17 protein-coding genes and 1 pseudogene are annotated in these 15,563 nt (G+C 70.3%); 13 read left to right on the top strand and 5 right to left on the bottom strand.

The features are described from left to right. Window positions 1–183 precede the first annotated feature (183 nt). Complete coding sequence (locus tag KBO27_RS02075; RefSeq protein WP_210968276.1) at window positions 184–1,392, top strand: DUF445 domain-containing protein; 1,209 nt, start codon at window positions 184–186, stop codon at window positions 1,390–1,392. A 33-nt stretch (window positions 1,393–1,425) separates the two neighbouring features. Here KBO27_RS02075 and KBO27_RS02080 read toward each other — a convergent pair whose 3' ends face one another. Next, entirely contained in the window at window positions 1,426–1,971 is a 546-nt protein-coding gene (locus KBO27_RS02080) for a CGNR zinc finger domain-containing protein (protein ID WP_210968277.1), read from the bottom strand. A gap of 102 nt (window positions 1,972–2,073) precedes the next feature. On the opposite strand from KBO27_RS02080, the gene KBO27_RS02085 reads away from it, so the two are divergent. From KBO27_RS02085 to KBO27_RS02110, 6 genes are all read left to right on the top strand, one after another. Next, window positions 2,074–2,454 (top strand): VOC family protein, encoded by a 381-nt coding sequence (locus KBO27_RS02085; RefSeq protein ID WP_210968278.1) that lies wholly within the window; start codon window positions 2,074–2,076, stop codon window positions 2,452–2,454. Between the two features lie 93 nt (window positions 2,455–2,547). After that, a complete protein-coding gene (locus KBO27_RS02090; RefSeq protein WP_210968279.1) occupies window positions 2,548–2,964 on the top strand; it encodes a helix-turn-helix domain-containing protein in 417 nt (138 codons plus the stop codon). 8 nt (window positions 2,965–2,972) lie between these two features. Beyond that, entirely contained in the window at window positions 2,973–3,665 is a 693-nt protein-coding gene (locus tag KBO27_RS02095) for a hypothetical protein (RefSeq protein ID WP_210968280.1), read from the top strand. Between the two features lie 116 nt (window positions 3,666–3,781). Further along, the gene (locus KBO27_RS02100; RefSeq protein WP_132621619.1) at window positions 3,782–4,066 is read left to right on the top strand and encodes a DUF2516 family protein; all 285 of its coding nucleotides are present in this window, start codon (window positions 3,782–3,784) and stop codon (window positions 4,064–4,066) included. Next, window positions 4,066–4,806, top strand: coding sequence for an alpha/beta fold hydrolase (locus KBO27_RS02105; RefSeq protein ID WP_210968281.1), 741 nt, complete (start codon window positions 4,066–4,068; stop codon window positions 4,804–4,806). Before KBO27_RS02100 ends, KBO27_RS02105 begins: the two co-directional genes overlap by 1 nt. Before the next feature lie 20 nt (window positions 4,807–4,826). Next, window positions 4,827–5,375 carry a YbaK/EbsC family protein gene (locus KBO27_RS02110; RefSeq protein WP_210968282.1) on the top strand — a complete coding sequence of 183 codons (549 nt, stop codon included), beginning with the start codon at window positions 4,827–4,829 and terminating at the stop codon, window positions 5,373–5,375. A gap of 50 nt (window positions 5,376–5,425) precedes the next feature. Here the strand turns inward: KBO27_RS02110 and purU are convergent, their stop codons facing one another. The 4 genes and pseudogenes from purU to KBO27_RS02130 all read right to left on the bottom strand — a co-directional run bounded on the left by purU (window position 5,426) and on the right by KBO27_RS02130 (window position 8,547). Beyond that, on the bottom strand, window positions 5,426–6,298 hold the full coding sequence (gene purU / locus KBO27_RS02115; protein WP_210968283.1) for a formyltetrahydrofolate deformylase: 873 nt from the start codon (window positions 6,296–6,298) through the stop codon (window positions 5,426–5,428). A gap of 32 nt (window positions 6,299–6,330) precedes the next feature. Continuing rightward, window positions 6,331–7,056 carry a maleylpyruvate isomerase family mycothiol-dependent enzyme gene (locus KBO27_RS02120; protein ID WP_210968284.1) on the bottom strand — a complete coding sequence of 242 codons (726 nt, stop codon included), beginning with the start codon at window positions 7,054–7,056 and terminating at the stop codon, window positions 6,331–6,333. 43 nt (window positions 7,057–7,099) lie between these two features. Beyond that, a pseudogene (locus tag KBO27_RS02125) lies at window positions 7,100–7,949 on the bottom strand (class I SAM-dependent methyltransferase). A gap of 79 nt (window positions 7,950–8,028) precedes the next feature. Then, window positions 8,029–8,547 carry a DUF2505 domain-containing protein gene (locus KBO27_RS02130; protein WP_210968285.1) on the bottom strand — a complete coding sequence of 173 codons (519 nt, stop codon included), beginning with the start codon at window positions 8,545–8,547 and terminating at the stop codon, window positions 8,029–8,031. A gap of 37 nt (window positions 8,548–8,584) precedes the next feature. Here KBO27_RS02130 and KBO27_RS02135 point away from each other — a divergent pair, with 37 nt between their 5' ends. From KBO27_RS02135 to KBO27_RS02160, 6 genes are all read left to right on the top strand, one after another. Beyond that, the gene (locus KBO27_RS02135) at window positions 8,585–9,697 is read left to right on the top strand and encodes a UDP-N-acetylmuramate dehydrogenase (RefSeq protein ID WP_210968619.1); all 1,113 of its coding nucleotides are present in this window, start codon (window positions 8,585–8,587) and stop codon (window positions 9,695–9,697) included. Between the two features lie 77 nt (window positions 9,698–9,774). Continuing rightward, window positions 9,775–10,782 (top strand): chymotrypsin family serine protease, encoded by a 1,008-nt coding sequence (locus tag KBO27_RS02140; RefSeq protein ID WP_210968286.1) that lies wholly within the window; start codon window positions 9,775–9,777, stop codon window positions 10,780–10,782. Between the two features lie 277 nt (window positions 10,783–11,059). Then, window positions 11,060–12,196, top strand: coding sequence for a L,D-transpeptidase (locus KBO27_RS02145; RefSeq protein ID WP_210968620.1), 1,137 nt, complete (start codon window positions 11,060–11,062; stop codon window positions 12,194–12,196). 208 nt (window positions 12,197–12,404) lie between these two features. After that, a complete protein-coding gene (mshA, locus tag KBO27_RS02150; protein WP_372448811.1) occupies window positions 12,405–13,700 on the top strand; it encodes a D-inositol-3-phosphate glycosyltransferase in 1,296 nt (431 codons plus the stop codon). Further along, window positions 13,697–14,179 carry a type III secretion system chaperone family protein gene (locus KBO27_RS02155; RefSeq protein ID WP_210968288.1) on the top strand — a complete coding sequence of 161 codons (483 nt, stop codon included), beginning with the start codon at window positions 13,697–13,699 and terminating at the stop codon, window positions 14,177–14,179. Before mshA ends, KBO27_RS02155 begins: the two co-directional genes overlap by 4 nt. Before the next feature lie 640 nt (window positions 14,180–14,819). Beyond that, window positions 14,820–15,563: a phosphoglyceromutase gene (locus tag KBO27_RS02160; RefSeq protein ID WP_210968289.1), complete on the top strand. Its 744-nt coding sequence runs from the start codon at window positions 14,820–14,822 to the stop codon at window positions 15,561–15,563.

Genomic DNA, 15,563 nt, shown 5'->3' on the forward strand with positions numbered 1-15,563 from the left:
GGGACCCCGAGGCGCGGCAGCGGCTCCGAGCAGCCGTTCCCGGGCCTTCGCCAGGTCGTCGTGGCTGCTGTTACCAAGGCCACGTGGTCGTGTTCGCCCCGGCTCGTCCGGAATCGCTGCAACAATCGATGCGTGCACCCCACATCGGTTCCCGACTCGGAAAAGCGCCGGAGTCTTCGGCGAATGAAGACCGTCGCCACCGCGTTCCTGCTGGTGGCGGCAGCGGTCTACTTCTTCGCTCGCTGGCAGGAGACCTCCGGGGCGGGGCCGTGGGTGGGCTACGTCCGAGCCGCCGCCGAGGCGGGCATGGTCGGTGCGCTGGCGGACTGGTTCGCGGTGACCGCGCTGTTCCGGCGCCCGCTGGGCCTGCCGATCCCGCACACCGCGATCATCCCGACCCGCAAGGACACCATCGGCCGCAGCCTCGGTGACTTCGTCGGCACCAACTTCCTCGCCGAGAACGTGGTGCGCGACAAGCTGCGCAGCGCCGGTATCAGCCGCCGGGTCGGGCTCTGGCTCGACGACGCCGACCACGCCGAGCGCGTCACCTCCGAGCTGGCCACCGCCGTGCGCGGTGCCGTTCAGGTGCTCCGCGACGACGACGTGCAGGCGATCATCGAGCACGGTGTCGTGCGCAAGCTGGTCGATCAGCAGTGGGGTCCGCCGCTGGGGCGGATCCTGGGCCAGGTCTTCACCGACGGTTCGCACCACAAGCTCGTCGATCTGGTCTGCGACCGCGCCTACGACTGGGTGCGCGACAACCACGAGACCGTGCTGCGGGTGGTCAGCCAGCGGGCGCCGTCGTGGTCGCCGAAGTTCGTCGACGCGATGCTGGCCGACAAGATCTACGCCGAGGTGCTCTCGTTCGCGTGGGCGGTGCGGACCGACTCCGAGCACCCGATGCGCCAGGCCGTGGACCGCTTCCTGGTCGAGTTCGCGCACGACCTGCAGCACGACGAGAAGACGATGGCCAAGGCCGAGCAGATCAAGCACCAGGTGCTGGAGCACCCCGAGGTGCAGAACCTGGTGTCCTCGGCCTGGGGCACGGCCAAGAAGATGCTGCTCGACGCGGCGGAGGACCCCTCCAGCGAGCTGCGCGTGCGGGTCCGGGACGGTCTGCGCTCGCTCGGCGCCCGGCTGCACACCGAGCCCGAGCTGCGGGAGAAGGTCGACGGCTGGCTGGAAGGCGCCGTGACCTACGTGGTGTCGAACTACCGCGACGAGCTGACCACGCTGATCACCGACACGGTGGAGCGCTGGGACGCCCAGGAGACCTCGCGCAAGATCGAGCTGCAGGTCGGCCGCGACCTGCAGTTCATCCGCATCAACGGCACCGTCGTCGGCGCCCTCGCGGGTCTGGCGATCTACGCGATCTCGGACCTGCTGTTCTGACGCACGGCCTGGGAGCGGTGGCTGCGCGGGTTCTCAGGCGGGCGTGTGCCTTTCGCGCCAAGAGCGGGCCTTCTCGCGGTTGCCGCAGACGCGCATCGAGCACCAGGTGCGCGATCTGTTGCGCGATCGGTCGTAGAAGGCCCACAGGCAGTCCTCGGCCGGGCAGATCTTGATCCGGTCCCAGTGCTCGGTGTGCACCAGCCGCGTGGCGGCGACCAGCACGCTGCCCAGCGCGTCCACCCCGACCAGCGAGGGGATGCCGTTGCGCAGCTGTATCTGCACGGGCCACGTCGTGTTCGCCAGGCCGGAGGGGCGCATCCCGTAGGTCACCGCCGACCGCATCGTGTCGCGGATTTCGCGGGCGGCCTCGACTTCGGAAACCACGACCAGACCGCGATCGGTGCACCACCGCTGCCATCGGACGTGATCGTCGAGGACCTCGGTGCCCTTCTCGGCGTCGCACGTGTTGAGGAAGGCCAGGACTAGCTCGATGTCGTGGTCGAAGTCGAGTTCGACCGCCTCCAGCACAGGCGCACGGCCCACTTCCGGAGCGACAGCTCTGCTGTTCACGGACACCATCGTAAGCCAGTAGGGGGTTGCGGCCGACCCCTGTAACCAGCATTCTGCTTATTGACGGTTAGTAACCGCCAACACGACGACACTGGTTTGAGAGGGAGTTCGATGAGTGCGTTGAAGCTCGCCGCGTACGCGATCGACTGCGCCGACCCGCGTCAGCTCGCCGAGTTCTACGGGCGGCTGCTGGGCTGGCAGATCGACGAGGAGGAGTCCGGGGATCGCTGGGTGGAGCTCGCCGATCCCGCTGGCGGCGCCCCGCTGGCCTTCCAGCTCGACCCCGATCACCGGCCGTCGACCTGGCCCGATCGGGAGGTTCCACAGATGGCGCACCTCGACGTCCGGGTGGACACGCTCGACGAGGGGCATGAGCGGGCTATCGGCGCCGGTGCGGTGCAGCTGCCGCAGCCGCCCGACCAGCTCGACGCGAGCTTTCGGGTTTACGTCGATCCGGAAGGTCACCCCTTCTGCATGTGCGCAGCTCAGTAGGGTTGTTGACCGAGCGCTAGCAGGGTGTTAGCTGGGTGCTTGCAATAGTTAGCACTCGGGGTTATGGTGGGTCGTGAGCCGGAGAGGTGCCCGATGGAACGCATGGACAAAGCCGTCCCCAAAGCCGTGAACCAGGCGGTCAGCGACCTCGGGAGCTACATCCGGACCCAACGCAACAACGCGCAGATCTCGTTGCGACAGCTGGCGAAGCTCGCCGGCGTGTCCAACCCGTATCTGAGCCAGGTGGAACGCGGACTGCGCAAACCGAGCGCGGAAATCCTGCAGCAGATCGCCAAGGGGCTGAGGATTTCCGCTGAGGCCCTCTACGTGCAGGCCGGAATCCTGGAAAGCCGCGAGTCCGGGCCCGTGGTCGACGCCGTCCTCGCCGACCCGGAGCTCAACGAGCGGCAGAAACAAGTCCTCCTGGACATCTACTCCTCGTTCCGTCGCGAGCAGGGCGCGGCGGAGGACGGGGACGCCAACGGGAACACCCACCAACCCGAGGAGTGAATCGCGAGATGCCGACCTTCCCCAAGACCGACGACGTCAACAAGGCCTTCAAGGACGGCGTCGACCAGGCCCGCACCCCGCTGCTGGCCGCGCTCGGCGCCGGTGACCTCGCCGCGCAGGCGGTGCTGGACGCCGTGAACAAGTTCCGCACCGAGGTCAACGAGCGCACCGAGTCCGCCAAGGCCGAGCTGCCCAAGGACTTCAGCGAGTTCAAGGCCAAGCTGGACCCGTCCGAGGTCCGCAAGCAGCTGGAGACCTACGGCGAGACCGCCAAGAAGATCTACGACCAGCTCAGCGAGCACGGCGAGGAGACCTTCAAGAAGCTGCAGGACTCCTCGCAGGTGAAGAAGGTCCGCGAGCAGGTCGGCACCGCTCAGGGCCGGGTCGAGGACACCGTCGGCGACGTGCGCGGCCTGGCCGACGACGTGCTGGGCAGGGTCACCCGCACCTTCGCCAAGGACGAGGCCGAGGCTCCGAAGACCGAGACCGCCCAGGCCGAGTCCACCAAGGCGGAGACCGCCCAGGCCGAGACCGCTCAGGCCGAGACGGCCCAGGCCGAGACCGCCGCCGAGAAGCCCGCCGCTGAGAAGCCCGCGCCCAAGCCGGCTGTGGCGAAGACCACCCCGGCTGCCAAGGCGACGGCCCCCAAGGCGACCCCGGCCGCCAAGAAGTCGACCACCACCAAGCCCAGCGGCAACTGATCACCGCGAGCACCGGTCCCGGTACCCGATGCGGGTGCCGGGACCGGTCGCTGTGAAGGTGGGTGCTTTCCGCGTTGACTAGCACGTAAGGTGGGGACGTGGGTTTTTCGAGCGGAATGCCGCTGTACTGGTGGATCCTGACGGTCATCTGGGTCGTGGGCATCCCGGTCGGTGTGTTCGCGTTCGTGCACGCCGCGCTGCAACGCGCGGATGCCTTCACGGCCGCGGACAAGCTGAACAAGCTGGCCTGGATGGGGATCACCGGTGCCGCCGCGCTCCTGCTGATCCTCGACATGCGCGGCCCCTACGGGATCATCTGGATCGCCGGTCTGGTGGCCGCCCTCGTCTACATCGTCGACGTCCGTCCCAAGGTGAGGGAAGTCCAGGGGCGGTCCTGGTAGTGCACGCCCGCTGGCGGGTGCTCGGCAGCGGCACCCCGGTGACGCTGGTCGTGCACGGACTCGGTGCGACCGAGGGCGAGGCGCGCATTCCCGCTTCCGGGCTGCGCGGCACCCGGGTCGTGGTGACCCTGCCCGGCCACGGCTCCGCGCCGGACGCCCCGGTCGGCTACTGGAACTACGGTTCTGTCGCGTCCGACGTGCTCGCGGTCGCCGACGAGGTCGGCGCGACCCAGGCCGTCGGCGTCTCGCTCGGCGCGGGCGCTCTGACCCGCATCGCCGCCGAGCGCCCGGACCGCTTCGAGCGCCTGGCGCTGCTGCTCCCGGCGGCTCTCGACCGTCCTCGCGAACCCGCTGCGGCCTGGGCCTTCGAGCGCCTGGCGGCAGCGGTCGCCGCCGACGACGGCGGGGCGAGCCTGCACGAGGTGCTGGCCGCGGAGATCCCGCCGGGCGTCGAGGTCGGCGACCACCTCGACCAGCGGGCCCGGGCGCTGTCCCGGCTCTCCGAGGCGCTGCGCGACCTGCCCGAGCAGGTCCCGGTCCCCGAAGCGGCCGCGCTGTCGGACGCGGTCGCGGAGGTCCTGGTCATCGGTGCCACCGACGACCCCATACACCCCGCCACGGCGGCGAAGGCGACCGCTGCGGCGTTCCGCTCCGCACGGCTGGAGCTGCTGGAATCGCAGGCCCCGATGCTCACCCACCGCAGGCAGCTGCGGGACCTGCTGACGAACTTCCTGCGCTGAGCGCTCTATCGTGGGCGACCATGGGTTTCGATTGGTCCGCTGCCGCGGGAAAGCTGGAAGTCACGACGGCGCTGGAACGGCTCGACCTGCTGGCCGAACCGGTCGCCGAGGTCGTGCGCTCGCTCGGTGACGACCGGGTCGGCGCCACCGAGATCGACCCGGAGCTCGCCGACACCGCCGCGTTCTGCGAGGAGTACGGGTCGCCGCTGGAGCGGTCGGCCAACTGCGTGGTGGTCGCGGGCAAGCGCTCCGGCGAGGTCCGCTACGCGGCCTGCGTCGTGCTGGCCACCACCCGCGCCGACGTCAACGGCGTGGTCAAGCGCCGCCTCGACGTGCGCAAGGCGTCCTTCGCGCCGATGGACGAGGCGGTTGCGCTCACCGGCATGGAGTACGGCGGGATCACCCCGTTCGGGCTCCCGGGCTCGTGGCCGATCCTGATCGACCCGAGGGTGGCCGAGGCTGGCGCGGTCGTCGTGGGGAGCGGGCTGCGCCGAAGCAAGATCGTCACCCCGGCGGACGTCCTCACCGCGCTGCCCGGAGCGGAGCTCGTCGAAGACCTCGCCCGCTGATGCCCGGCTGCCGCTGAATTCCTCCGGGCGACGAGACGCGAAGACGGGGCTCAGAAGACGACGGTGCGCTTGCCGTGGACGAGGACCCGGTCCTCCACGTGCGCGCGCAGACCGCGGGCCAGGACCATCTTCTCGATGTCGCGGCCCTGGCGGACCATGTCGGTGACGTCGTCGGTGTGGTCGATGCGGATCACGCCCTGCTCGATGATCGGGCCCGCGTCGAGCTCCGCCGTCACGTAGTGGCAGGTCGCGCCGATCAGCTTCACACCGCGCTCGTAGGCCTGGTGGTACGGCCGGGCACCTGCGAACGACGGCAGGAAGCTGTGGTGGATGTTGATGGCCTTGCCCGCCCACCGGTCGCACAGCTCCGGAGGCAGCACCTGCATGAATCGCGCCAGCACGATCGCGTGCGGGTCGTGCTCCTCCGCCAGCGCCCTGACCTGCTCGAACGCGGCGGCCTTGGACTCGGGGTCCTTGCTGAAGGGCACGTGGTGGAACGGGATGCCGTGCGCCTCGGTGATCGGTCCGAGCTCCGGGTGGTTGCCGATCACCGCGCACAGCTCGACGTCCAGCTCCCCGGACCCGACGCGGCCCAGCAGGTCGTGCAGGCAGTGCGCCTCCTTGGACACCAGCACGACGACCCGGCGCCGCTCACCGGTGTCCCAGACCCGCCACTCCGCGCGGTCGCTGAGCTCCTCCGCGACGGCCGCGAAGCGTTCGCGCAGCTCGTCGATGCCGAAGGGCAGCGAGTCCGCGCGCACCTCCTGCCGGGTGAAGAACCAGCCGGTCGCGGTGTCGGTGTGGTGACCGGCCTCGACGATCCAGCCGCCGAACTCGGCCAGGAATCCGGAGACCCGGGCGACGATCCCGGTGCGGTCGGGGCAGCCGAGGCTGATGACGAAGCGGCGTTCGGAAGAGCTCACGACCATGATTGTCGCAGGTGGGATGGGTTACATCAGCGTCCGGCCGCCACTGCGGCGAGTGCTGCGTCGCCGGTGACCAGCGCCGAACTCGGACGTCCCCACACCCGGCGGTAGAGGGCGTCTGCGGTGCCCGCCGCGGTCGCGTCGGTTTCCAGCCCGGCGTCCGACGGAGCGCCCGTCGTGGGCGGTTCGCCCGGCCGGTAGGTCACCAGCCAGGCCCGACCGGCGTCGGCCGCGTGGTAGAGCACGGTGCCGCGGTGCTCGCGGGTCGTCCAGTCGCCCAGCGGCAGCAGCTTCGTCAGCATCTCGTCGATGCCGTCGGCCGCCAGCTCGGGGTCGAAGACCAGGTCGCCGCCCTGGCCGAGGACGAGTTCGACGTCGAGCCGGTGGATCGCGGTCTCGTGCGCGACCCGGCGCGCCCACCCGGCCGGGGTCCCGCCGGCGAAGATCGCGTACACCGGGAGGTCGGGGTCCACCGTGGACAGCCGAGTGCGCAGGTCGGTGCGGAGTTCGTCCCACCAGGACAGCGCGGCGTCGAAATCCGCCGGCGCTTCGGGTGCGTGCGGTCTGCTGCCGCCGCGTTCGAGCTTCAGCGACTCCCGGGCCCGCCAGTAGGCCTGCGCGACGTGCCCGGTCAGCTGCCGGACGTCCCAGCCCGGGCAGGTGGGCACGGTGGCGTCCGGGCCGGCCTTGAGCACCGCGCGGCGGAACGCCTCCGCCTGCTCGTGGAACGCATCGAGGTGGAAGTCGAGATCCATGCCCCCATTAAAGGTGCTGAGCCCGCGGTGCGAAACGGAAATCTCACACCTGCGGGGCGACCGCCGTCCAGGGGACGGTGAGCTCGCCGAGGCGCCAGCGGGGGTGCCGGTCGAGGACCGGCCACCGCTCGGCGAACAAGCGCGCCGCGTGCGCCCAGCGGGCTCGGGGACCGAAGGTGGCGTGCGGCGCGGCCTTCGCCCAGCAGACGTCGAGGTCGCTGAGCAGCTCGTGGACCCGTTCGCCGGGGACGTTGCGGTGGATCAGCGTCTTGGGCAGGCGTTCGGCCAGGTCGGAGGGCTTGTCGATGTCGGAGGGCAGGCAGGCCAGGGTGAGCGTGCGGGGCCCTTCCCGGGTGAGGGTCACCCAGCAGCAGCGGCGGCCGATCTCGTCGCAGGTGCCTTCGACGAGCAGTCCGCCCGGTGCCAGCCGGGAGCACACCTCGTCCCAGGCCTTCCACGCCTCGGGCTCCGTGTACTGGCGCAGCACGTTGAGCGCGCGGATCAGCGCGGGCCCGGGGAAGTCTCGGATCCCCGCCGCGAGCCCGGCGAGCTCGAAGCCGCCGCGCCGGAACTCCAGCCGGGGCGGGTCGGCCACGGCCTTGCCCGCTGCCACCCGATCGGGGTCGATCTCCAGGCCGACGACCCGCAACTGCGGGTGCAGCCCGGACAACCGCTGCGCGAGTTCGACGGTCGTCGTCGGGGTGGCGCCGTAGCCGAGGTCGATGACGACCGGCTCGACGGCGTCGCGCACCGCGCGCCACCCACGGGGTGCCTGCGATCCAGCGGTCGATGCGGCGCAGCCGGTTCGGGTTGGTCGTGCCGCGCGTCGGCACGCCCATCGCGCGGGCGCGGCCTGCGGCGAGCCGCGGATTGCGCTTCTTCGGGACGTTCATCGCGGGAGCGGCGGAGCTTCGAGGTGAGAGCCCGAGCGGGTGTCCCCCACCGCCGCGCGGCGGGACGTCGAAGCGCTCATCAGCCGTGCTGGACCAGCCAGGCGGCGGTGAAGTTGTCCTCGTCGACCAGCATCTTCTGCACCTGGTCGACGACGAGGTCCTCGAGCTTGCCGGAGACGAACGGGACGGTGACCTTGACCGAGCCCTCCACGACGAGTTCGCTGACCGCGGTGCCGGTCGGCGCCACGATGTCGCGCAACCACATCGAGCCGGTGATCGCGCACGGCGCTCCGGCGATCTCCGCGGCGATCTCGCCCGTGTAGTGGCCGTCCTCCTCGCGCCGCCAGGACTCGCTGCGATCGATGAGCAGGTCACCGCCGACGACCGTGCGGGCCAGCGACGGCAGCTTGTCGACGGGGACGCCCTGGCGGGTCTGGAAGCGCGCGCCCTCCTCGGTGCCCACGTGCTGCACGAGTGTCGCGGTGGAGCCGCCGAGCTCCTCCAACCGGGCTGCGAGGTAATCGGAATCGATCAGCGCCCGGTACACCTCGACGGCGGACCGTTCGGAGGTGCTGCGGTGCTCGATGCGGCGTGCCATGCAGCGGAGGTTACCTTTGGCAATCGTGAGTGCCTCTATGTCCGGTGCCGAAGAAGTGCGCGAGAACACTGCCCTGCCTGGTGAGCGGCCGGGCGGTGGGTCGCCGCTGGCCGAGTTCACCACCCTGCGACTCGGTGGCCCCGCGACCGGTCTGGTGGTCGCCACCAGCGACGACGCGCTGATCGACGCGGTCCGCGCGGCCGACGCGAACGGCCACCGGCTGCTGGTGCTCGGCGGCGGGTCGAACCTGGTCGTCGCCGATGAGGGCTTCGACGGACACGCCGTGCGCATCGCCACCAAGGGCCGCGAGTACGACAACGTCGGCGACGGGATCGTCCAGCTCACCGCGGAGGCGGGCGAGGACTGGGACGACGTGGTCGCCGACTCGGTCGAGCAGGGCTTGGGCGGGCTGGAGTGCCTCTCCGGCATCCCGGGCCTGGCCGGGGCGACCCCGGTGCAGAACGTCGGCGCCTACGGCGTGGAGGTCTCCGAGCTGCTGGTCTCGGTGGACCTGCTGGACCGGGCGACCGGGCGGGTGCGCACCGTGCGGGCCGCGGACCTGGGGCTGACCTACCGCAACAGCGTGCTCAAGCACAGCGACGCCGCGGTGGTGCTGCGCGCCCGCTTCCAGCTGCACGACAGCGGGCTGTCGGCGCCGATCCGCTACGCCGAGCTCGCCCGCACCCTGGGCGTCGAGCCCGGTGAGCGGGTCGACGCGGCGAAGGCGCGGCAGGCGGTGCTGGAACTGCGGCGCGGCAAGGGGATGGTGCTCGACCCCGCCGACCACGACACCTGGAGCGCGGGTTCGTTCTTCACCAACCCGATCATCGCCGAGGCCGAGCTGCCGGACGTGATCGCGCGCATCGCCGCGCAGGTCGGCGCGGACCAGCGGATCCCGCAGTACCCGGCGGCGGGCGGCGGGAAGCTGTCGGCGGCCTGGCTGATCGAGCGCGCGGGCTTCGCCAAGGGCCACAGCGGTCCGGGCGGGCGCGTCGCGCTGTCCTCCAAGCACACGCTGGCGCTGACCAACCGGGGCGGTGCCACCACCGCTGATCTGCTGGAACTCGCCCGCGAGGTCCGCGACGGCGTGCGTTCGGCGTTCGGCGTCACCCTCGTTCCCGAGCCGGTCATGGTCGACTGCGAGGTCTGACTAGCGGCCGTAAGGGTGACGCTTAGTGACTGATCGATAACCCTGAGTGTTAAATGGTGTGGGTGGAGGGGGCCACCATGTTGAGCATCAGGGAACTTCGGGATCGGGCGGTGATCCGCCCGATCAAGCGCGCGGTCGAGGATCAGCTGCTCGATCTGCCCGGCGTGACGGGCGTGGACATCGGCAGCCGGACGCGCGCGGGCACCCGCCTCCGGGAGCAGGTCATCGTCGTGTCGGTCGCGGGCAAGCGGCCGCGGGAAGCCCTCGGGCGCGACGACTGCGTGCCCGAGGAGGTCTTCGGCATCCCCACCGACGTCGTCGAGGAGCAGCCGCTCCTGCAGCACATCCACCGCGCGTGCGGCGAACCGCTGCGGTGGCCCACCCGGACCATCGGCTCCGACGGCGGCAGCGCGGGATGCCCGACTCGGGCGGTGCGCGGCGGCAGCGGTCTGGCGCCCTGCCGTGCGGTCCGGCTGGAGTCCGGCGAGTACCGCCGCGTCGGCACCCTCGGGGTGCTCGTGACCAGCGATTCCGCCGAGCCGATGGGGTTGACGACCTTCGACGTCGGCTGTCTGGACGACGCCTGGTCGGTGGGTGACCGGATGGCCGACGCCGACAGCGGGAGGGTGCACGCCGAGCTCGCGCGGGCGGCGCTGTCCGGTCGGGTCGATGCGGCGGCGGTCAGCCTCGTCCCGGGTCTGGCGGCGTCGCCCGAGGTCGGCGGGCTGGGGCCGGTGACCGGCCGCGCTCGCGCGTACCCGGGCGAGCTGGTCCGCAAGCACGGTTTCGGCACCGGTCTCACCGACGGTTTCGTGACCTCGATCGACGCCACCATCCGCGTGGATCACGGCGAGGCGCTGGGAGTGCGGGTGCTGCGCGAGCAGATCCGCATCGCCACCGACCGGCCGCGCTTCTGCGGTCCCGGTGACGCGGGCGCGGCGGTCCTCGACCCGGGCGGCCGGCTGGTGGGTCTGCACGTCGCGGGTGCTTCCGGTGGCGCGATCGGTTACGCGACGCCCATCGGTGACGTTCTCGCCGAACTCGACGTCCGGCTCAATCCGCAATCGCAGCCGCTCGGCGTGTGAGCGGTATTTCGCGCGAATTGTCTTCGCTTTTCCGGCTGAACGCCATTCGCGCGGAATGCGCGCATTTCGGGCCGGTTGACGTGCGGTTCAGCGTTTGTGATGCGATGCACAGCGAGGTTCGGACATCTTTTCGGCCCCTCGCACGTCTCTCTTGGTGGGGGCGAGGGAAAACCGTCGGCTGAAGAAGAAGTGGGCCGGTTCCCGCTTTTTCGGCGATGCCCCTTTCGTCATGTTTTGACTCAATTTCAGAGAGGATTTCTTCAAAGTGAGTGGTGTGATGCGGCTGCCGTGGCGCGTGTTGTTGGGGGCGCTGGCGGCCGTCCTGCTGATCTCGGGCTGTTCCGCGCAACCGGGCCGGTCCGAACCCGCTCCGCCGGTCGCCGCGGTCCACTTCGAACCGGGTGCCGGTGCGGGTGAGGTCAGTCCGACCGCTCCGATCAAGGCCACGGTCGAGGAGGGCCGCTTCGAATCCGTCCAGCTGACCAACGCCGACGGCAAGGCCGTCGCCGGGCAGCTGTCCGCGGACGGCACGACGTGGCAGGCCTCCGAGGCGCTCGGCTACGGCAAGGACTACACCTGGTCCGGGCAGGCCGTCGGCGCCGACGGGAAGAAGGCGCCGGTGCAGGGCTCGTTCCGTACCGTGCAGCCGAAGAAGACGGTCCGGGCGACGGTGAACCCGACCGACGACGCCCAGGTCGGCGTCGCGATGCCGATCAGCGTCAAGTTCGACGAGCCGGTCAAGGACAAGGCGTCGGCCGAGCGCGCGCTGAGCGTGCAGACCTCCACGCCGGTCGAGGGCTCATGGGCGTGGCTGTCGGACAAGCAGGTCGACTACCGGCCCAAGGAGTACTGGCCGGCCCACACCCACGTGACCGTCAAGGCCGATCTCTACGGCGTGCCCTACGGCAACGGCGCCTACGGCCTGGCCGACCTGACCAGCGAGTTCGACATCGGCCGCGCGCAGATCGTCAAGGCCGCGGTGGGCACCCACCAGATGGTGGTGATGCGGGACGGGCAGCAGGTCGCCAGCTACCCGGCCAGCTTCGGCGAGGAGTACGACCCGGGGCGCAACACCCCGAACGGCACCTACATCGTGATGCAGAAGAACCCGGTCGAGATCATGGACAACCCGCGCTACGGCTACCGCGACGTGCGCAAGACCTGGGCCGCTCGGTTCTCCAACCACGGCGAGTTCATCCACGAGAACCAGGAGAACGCCGCCGCGCTGGGCAAGGTGAACAACTCGCACGGCTGCATCAACCTCAGCGCCGCCGACGCCAAGGCCTACTACGACAGCGCCCTGCTGGGCGACCCCGTCGAGGTCACGGGCTCGGCCAGCGCGATGGAGCCCCGCTACGACGTCTACGACTGGATCCTCACCTGGGACCAGTGGAAGTCGAAGTCCGCTCTTTGATCGGGATGCGCTTCTTCTGCGCTGAAGGGCCGCTGTGATGGAAGCCACCGAGGGGCGGCGGAGTGGAGGGCTTCGCCGCCCCTTGGCGGTAGCGTCGAGCGTTGGCTCCGAGGTTTCGCCGGCTCGACGGGAATGTTTCCGCGGCGCGCGATGTCGGAGTTGATCAGCGTCCGAACGACTCGGGCGGACCGGCTTGCGAGGGCAGCAGATGACTTCCAGGACATTACGCATGCGGCCTCGCCGCGCCGCCGTCTTCTCGTTGCACACCTCCCCGCTGGAGCAGCCCGGCACCGGTGACGCCGGCGGGATGAACGTCTACATCGCCCAGACCTCCCGCAGGTTGGCCGAGCTCGGCACCGAGGTGGAGATCTTCACCCGCGCCACCTCCTCCGACGTCCCGCCGATCGCCGAACTGGCCCCCGGGGTGCTGGTCCGCAACGTGGTGGCGGGGCCGTTCGAGGGCCTGGACAAGAACGACCTCCCCTCGCAGCTGTGCGCGTTCGCCGCCGGCGCGCTGCGGGTGGAGGCCCGGCACGAACCCGGCTACTACGACCTCGTGCACTCGCACTACTGGCTGTCCGGGCAGGTCGGCTGGCTGGCGCGGGAGCGCTGGGGCGTGCCGCTGGTGCACACCGCGCACACCCTGGCGAAGGTCAAGAACGCCAACCTCGCCGAAGGGGATTCGCCGGAACCGCGGGTCCGCGTGCTGGGCGAGGAGCAGATCGTCGATCAGGCCGACATGCTGGTCGCCAACACCGAGTTCGAGGCCACCGATCTCGTCGACCGCTACGACGCCGATCCCGACGCGGTCGCGACCATCCCGCCGGGTGTGGACCTGGAGGTCTTCACGCCCGGCGACGGTGCCGCGGCCCGCGAGCGGCTGGGTGTTCCGGCGGACGCGCTGGTGCTGGCGTTCATCGGCCGGATCCAGCCGCTGAAGGCCCCGGACGTGCTGCTGCGCGCGGCCGCCGAGCTGCTGGGCCGTCGTCCGGAGCTGCGCGAGCGGCTGGTCGTGCTGGTCGTGGGCGGACCGTCCGGCAGCGGCTTGGAGCGACCCCGGGCGTTGCAGCAGCTGGCGGTGGACCTGGGCATCGACGACGTGGTGCGCTTCCTCCCGCCGCGCGGCGGCGCGGAGCTCGCGCAGGTCTACCGGGCCGCCGACGTGGTGGCGGTGCCCAGCCACAACGAGTCGTTCGGCCTGGTCGCGCTGGAGGCGCAGGCGTGCGGCACCCCGGTCGTGGCGGCGGCTGTCGGCGGTCTGCCGGTCGCGGTCCGCGACGGTGTTTCGGGACTGCTGGTCGACGGGCACCGCACCGGGCAGTGGGCCGACGCGCTCGGTTCGGTCGTGCTGGACCGCGGGTTGCGGGAGCGGTTGGCGAGCAACGCGCGCGAGCACGCGACCACGTTCTCCTGGACGCGCACGACCGAGTCGCTGCTCGACGCCTACGCGCAGGCCAAACTGGCCTTCCACCGGAGTCTGCGGATCGAGGAGGTGACGGCGTGAGCCCCGAGCAGGTCATCACGTCCACGCTGGAGGCCAACGAGCTCGGCTACCAGGACAAGGGCGGCGGCCGGTTCTTCGTGACGCTGCCCGGCACCAAGAAGCTGCAGACCAACTGCTGGCTCATCGTCGCCGAGCACGCCCTGCTCATCGAGGCGTTCGTCTGCAGGCAGCCGGACGAGGCGCACGAGGACGTCTACCGCTACCTGCTGCGCCGCAACGCCAAGCTCTACGGCGTTCACTACACGATCGACAAATCCGGCGACATCTACCTGGTGGGCCGGATCGGTCTCCACGCGGTCGCCGAGGAAGAGCTCGACAGGATCCTCGGCCAGGTCCTGGAAGCGGCTGACGGCGATTTCAACACCCTCCTGGAACTCGGCTTCGCCACGGCCATCCGCAGGGAGTGGGCCTGGCGCGAGTCCCGAGGAGAATCCCTCGCCAACCTCCAACCCTTCAAACAACTGGTGCAAGAAGACTGAGGCGGAAGCACCCAACCACCGTCAGGCAAGCGGCGAAGCCGCTTTCTCTTTCACCACCTGAGCAGCTCGCACCGCCGCGGGTTCTGAGCGGCGTCGTGGCGAGCACGCCGCGACGCCGTGTATTGGCATACATCAGGAGTGGCGCGTGGAGTCCACGGCGCCGCTCAGGTTCCGCTACTCGCACCGCTGAGCAACCCAGCCACGTGAAAACCACAGGGAAAACCCCCACGAGGGGGGCGGCTCGGGAGAGAGGGGGAGTCACGAGCTCGAGCCGCCCCACCACGTTGGTCCCGCCTGACGGGTCGTGAGGGCGGGGGGCACCCTGGACCCGGCGGGGTGCGGTTCGTTGGGGGAGCTGAACCGCGTTTCTCGCTCTCGCTGGATCGGGGAGTGCGTGGGAGCCGATCAAGGAGAGCATTGCCAACTTCGCAGAGTTATGTAGCCGCCACAAGGCTGCCGCATTACTCCATTCGTGTGATGTTCGGGAAGAAAACTAGAACAGGAGCCCTGGAGAAGGCCATATCTTCCACGGAAAGTGACGACCGCCACGGTCGTGTCACATTCGTACGGTGATCGCGTAACTCTCGGGTGAAGCGCACAACCTCACTGCGCTGCTCAGGGGTGCGGATAGCCTGGGGTCATGACTTCGACTTTGGTGCTGCTGCGGCACGGTGAGAGCACGTGGAACGCCGAGAACCTGTTCACGGGCTGGGTGGACGTCCCGCTGTCGGACAAGGGCCAGGCCGAGGCCAAGCGCGGCGGCGAGCTGCTGCGCGAGGCGGGCGTGCTGCCGGACGTGCTGCACACCTCCCTGCTGCGGCGCGCGATCTCCACCGCGAACATCGCCCTCGACGGCGCTGACCGTCACTGGATCCCGGTCAAGCGCGACTGGCGGCTCAACGAGCGCCACTACGGCGCTCTGCAGGGCAAGAACAAGAAGCAGACGCTGGACACCTACGGCGAGGAGCAGTTCATGCTCTGGCGCCGCTCCTACGACACCCCGCCGCCGGAGATCGAGCTCGGCGACGAGTTCAGCCAGGACGCCGACCCGCGCTACGCCGACCTCGGCGCCGACATGCCGCGCACGGAGTGCCTCAAGGACGTCGTGGCCCGGCTGCTGCCGTACTGGGAGTCGGCGATCGTCCCGGATCTCCAGGCCGGCAAGACCGTGCTGGTCGCCGCGCACGGCAACTCGCTGCGCGCGCTGGTCAAGCACCTGGACGGGATCTCCGACGAGAGCATCGCGGGGCTGAACATCCCCACCGGCATCCCGCTGCGCTACGACCTGGACGAGAACTTCAAGCCCACCAACCCGGGCGGCACCTACCTGGACCCGGAGGCCGCCGCGAAGGCCGCCGCCGCCGTGGCGAACCAGGGCCGCTGA

It is taken from the genome of Saccharopolyspora endophytica (genome assembly GCF_018070075.1).
Lineage (GTDB): Bacteria > Actinomycetota > Actinomycetes > Mycobacteriales > Pseudonocardiaceae > Saccharopolyspora > Saccharopolyspora endophytica.

What these genes read in the sequence shown, in the direction of transcription:
- KBO27_RS02145 (WP_210968620.1), top strand. Translation starts at nt 11,060, where the DNA reads ATGCGGCTGCCGTGGCGCGTGTTGTTGGGGGCGCTGGCGGCCGTCCTG.
- mshA (WP_372448811.1), top strand. Translation starts at nt 12,405, where the DNA reads ATGACTTCCAGGACATTACGCATGCGGCCTCGCCGCGCCGCCGTCTTC.
- KBO27_RS02120 (WP_210968284.1), bottom strand. Translation starts at nt 7,056, where the DNA reads ATGGATCTCGACTTCCACCTCGATGCGTTCCACGAGCAGGCGGAGGCG.
- KBO27_RS02095 (WP_210968280.1), top strand. Translation starts at nt 2,973, where the DNA reads ATGCCGACCTTCCCCAAGACCGACGACGTCAACAAGGCCTTCAAGGAC.
- KBO27_RS02100 (WP_132621619.1), top strand. Translation starts at nt 3,782, where the DNA reads ATGCCGCTGTACTGGTGGATCCTGACGGTCATCTGGGTCGTGGGCATC.
- KBO27_RS02090 (WP_210968279.1), top strand. Translation starts at nt 2,548, where the DNA reads ATGGAACGCATGGACAAAGCCGTCCCCAAAGCCGTGAACCAGGCGGTC.
- KBO27_RS02075 (WP_210968276.1), top strand. Translation starts at nt 184, where the DNA reads ATGAAGACCGTCGCCACCGCGTTCCTGCTGGTGGCGGCAGCGGTCTAC.
- KBO27_RS02085 (WP_210968278.1), top strand. Translation starts at nt 2,074, where the DNA reads ATGAGTGCGTTGAAGCTCGCCGCGTACGCGATCGACTGCGCCGACCCG.
- KBO27_RS02110 (WP_210968282.1), top strand. Translation starts at nt 4,827, where the DNA reads ATGGGTTTCGATTGGTCCGCTGCCGCGGGAAAGCTGGAAGTCACGACG.
- KBO27_RS02135 (WP_210968619.1), top strand. Translation starts at nt 8,585, where the DNA reads ATGTCCGGTGCCGAAGAAGTGCGCGAGAACACTGCCCTGCCTGGTGAG.
- KBO27_RS02130 (WP_210968285.1), bottom strand. Translation starts at nt 8,547, where the DNA reads ATGGCACGCCGCATCGAGCACCGCAGCACCTCCGAACGGTCCGCCGTC.
- KBO27_RS02140 (WP_210968286.1), top strand. Translation starts at nt 9,775, where the DNA reads ATGTTGAGCATCAGGGAACTTCGGGATCGGGCGGTGATCCGCCCGATC.
- KBO27_RS02080 (WP_210968277.1), bottom strand. Translation starts at nt 1,971, where the DNA reads ATGGTGTCCGTGAACAGCAGAGCTGTCGCTCCGGAAGTGGGCCGTGCG.
- KBO27_RS02160 (WP_210968289.1), top strand. Translation starts at nt 14,820, where the DNA reads ATGACTTCGACTTTGGTGCTGCTGCGGCACGGTGAGAGCACGTGGAAC.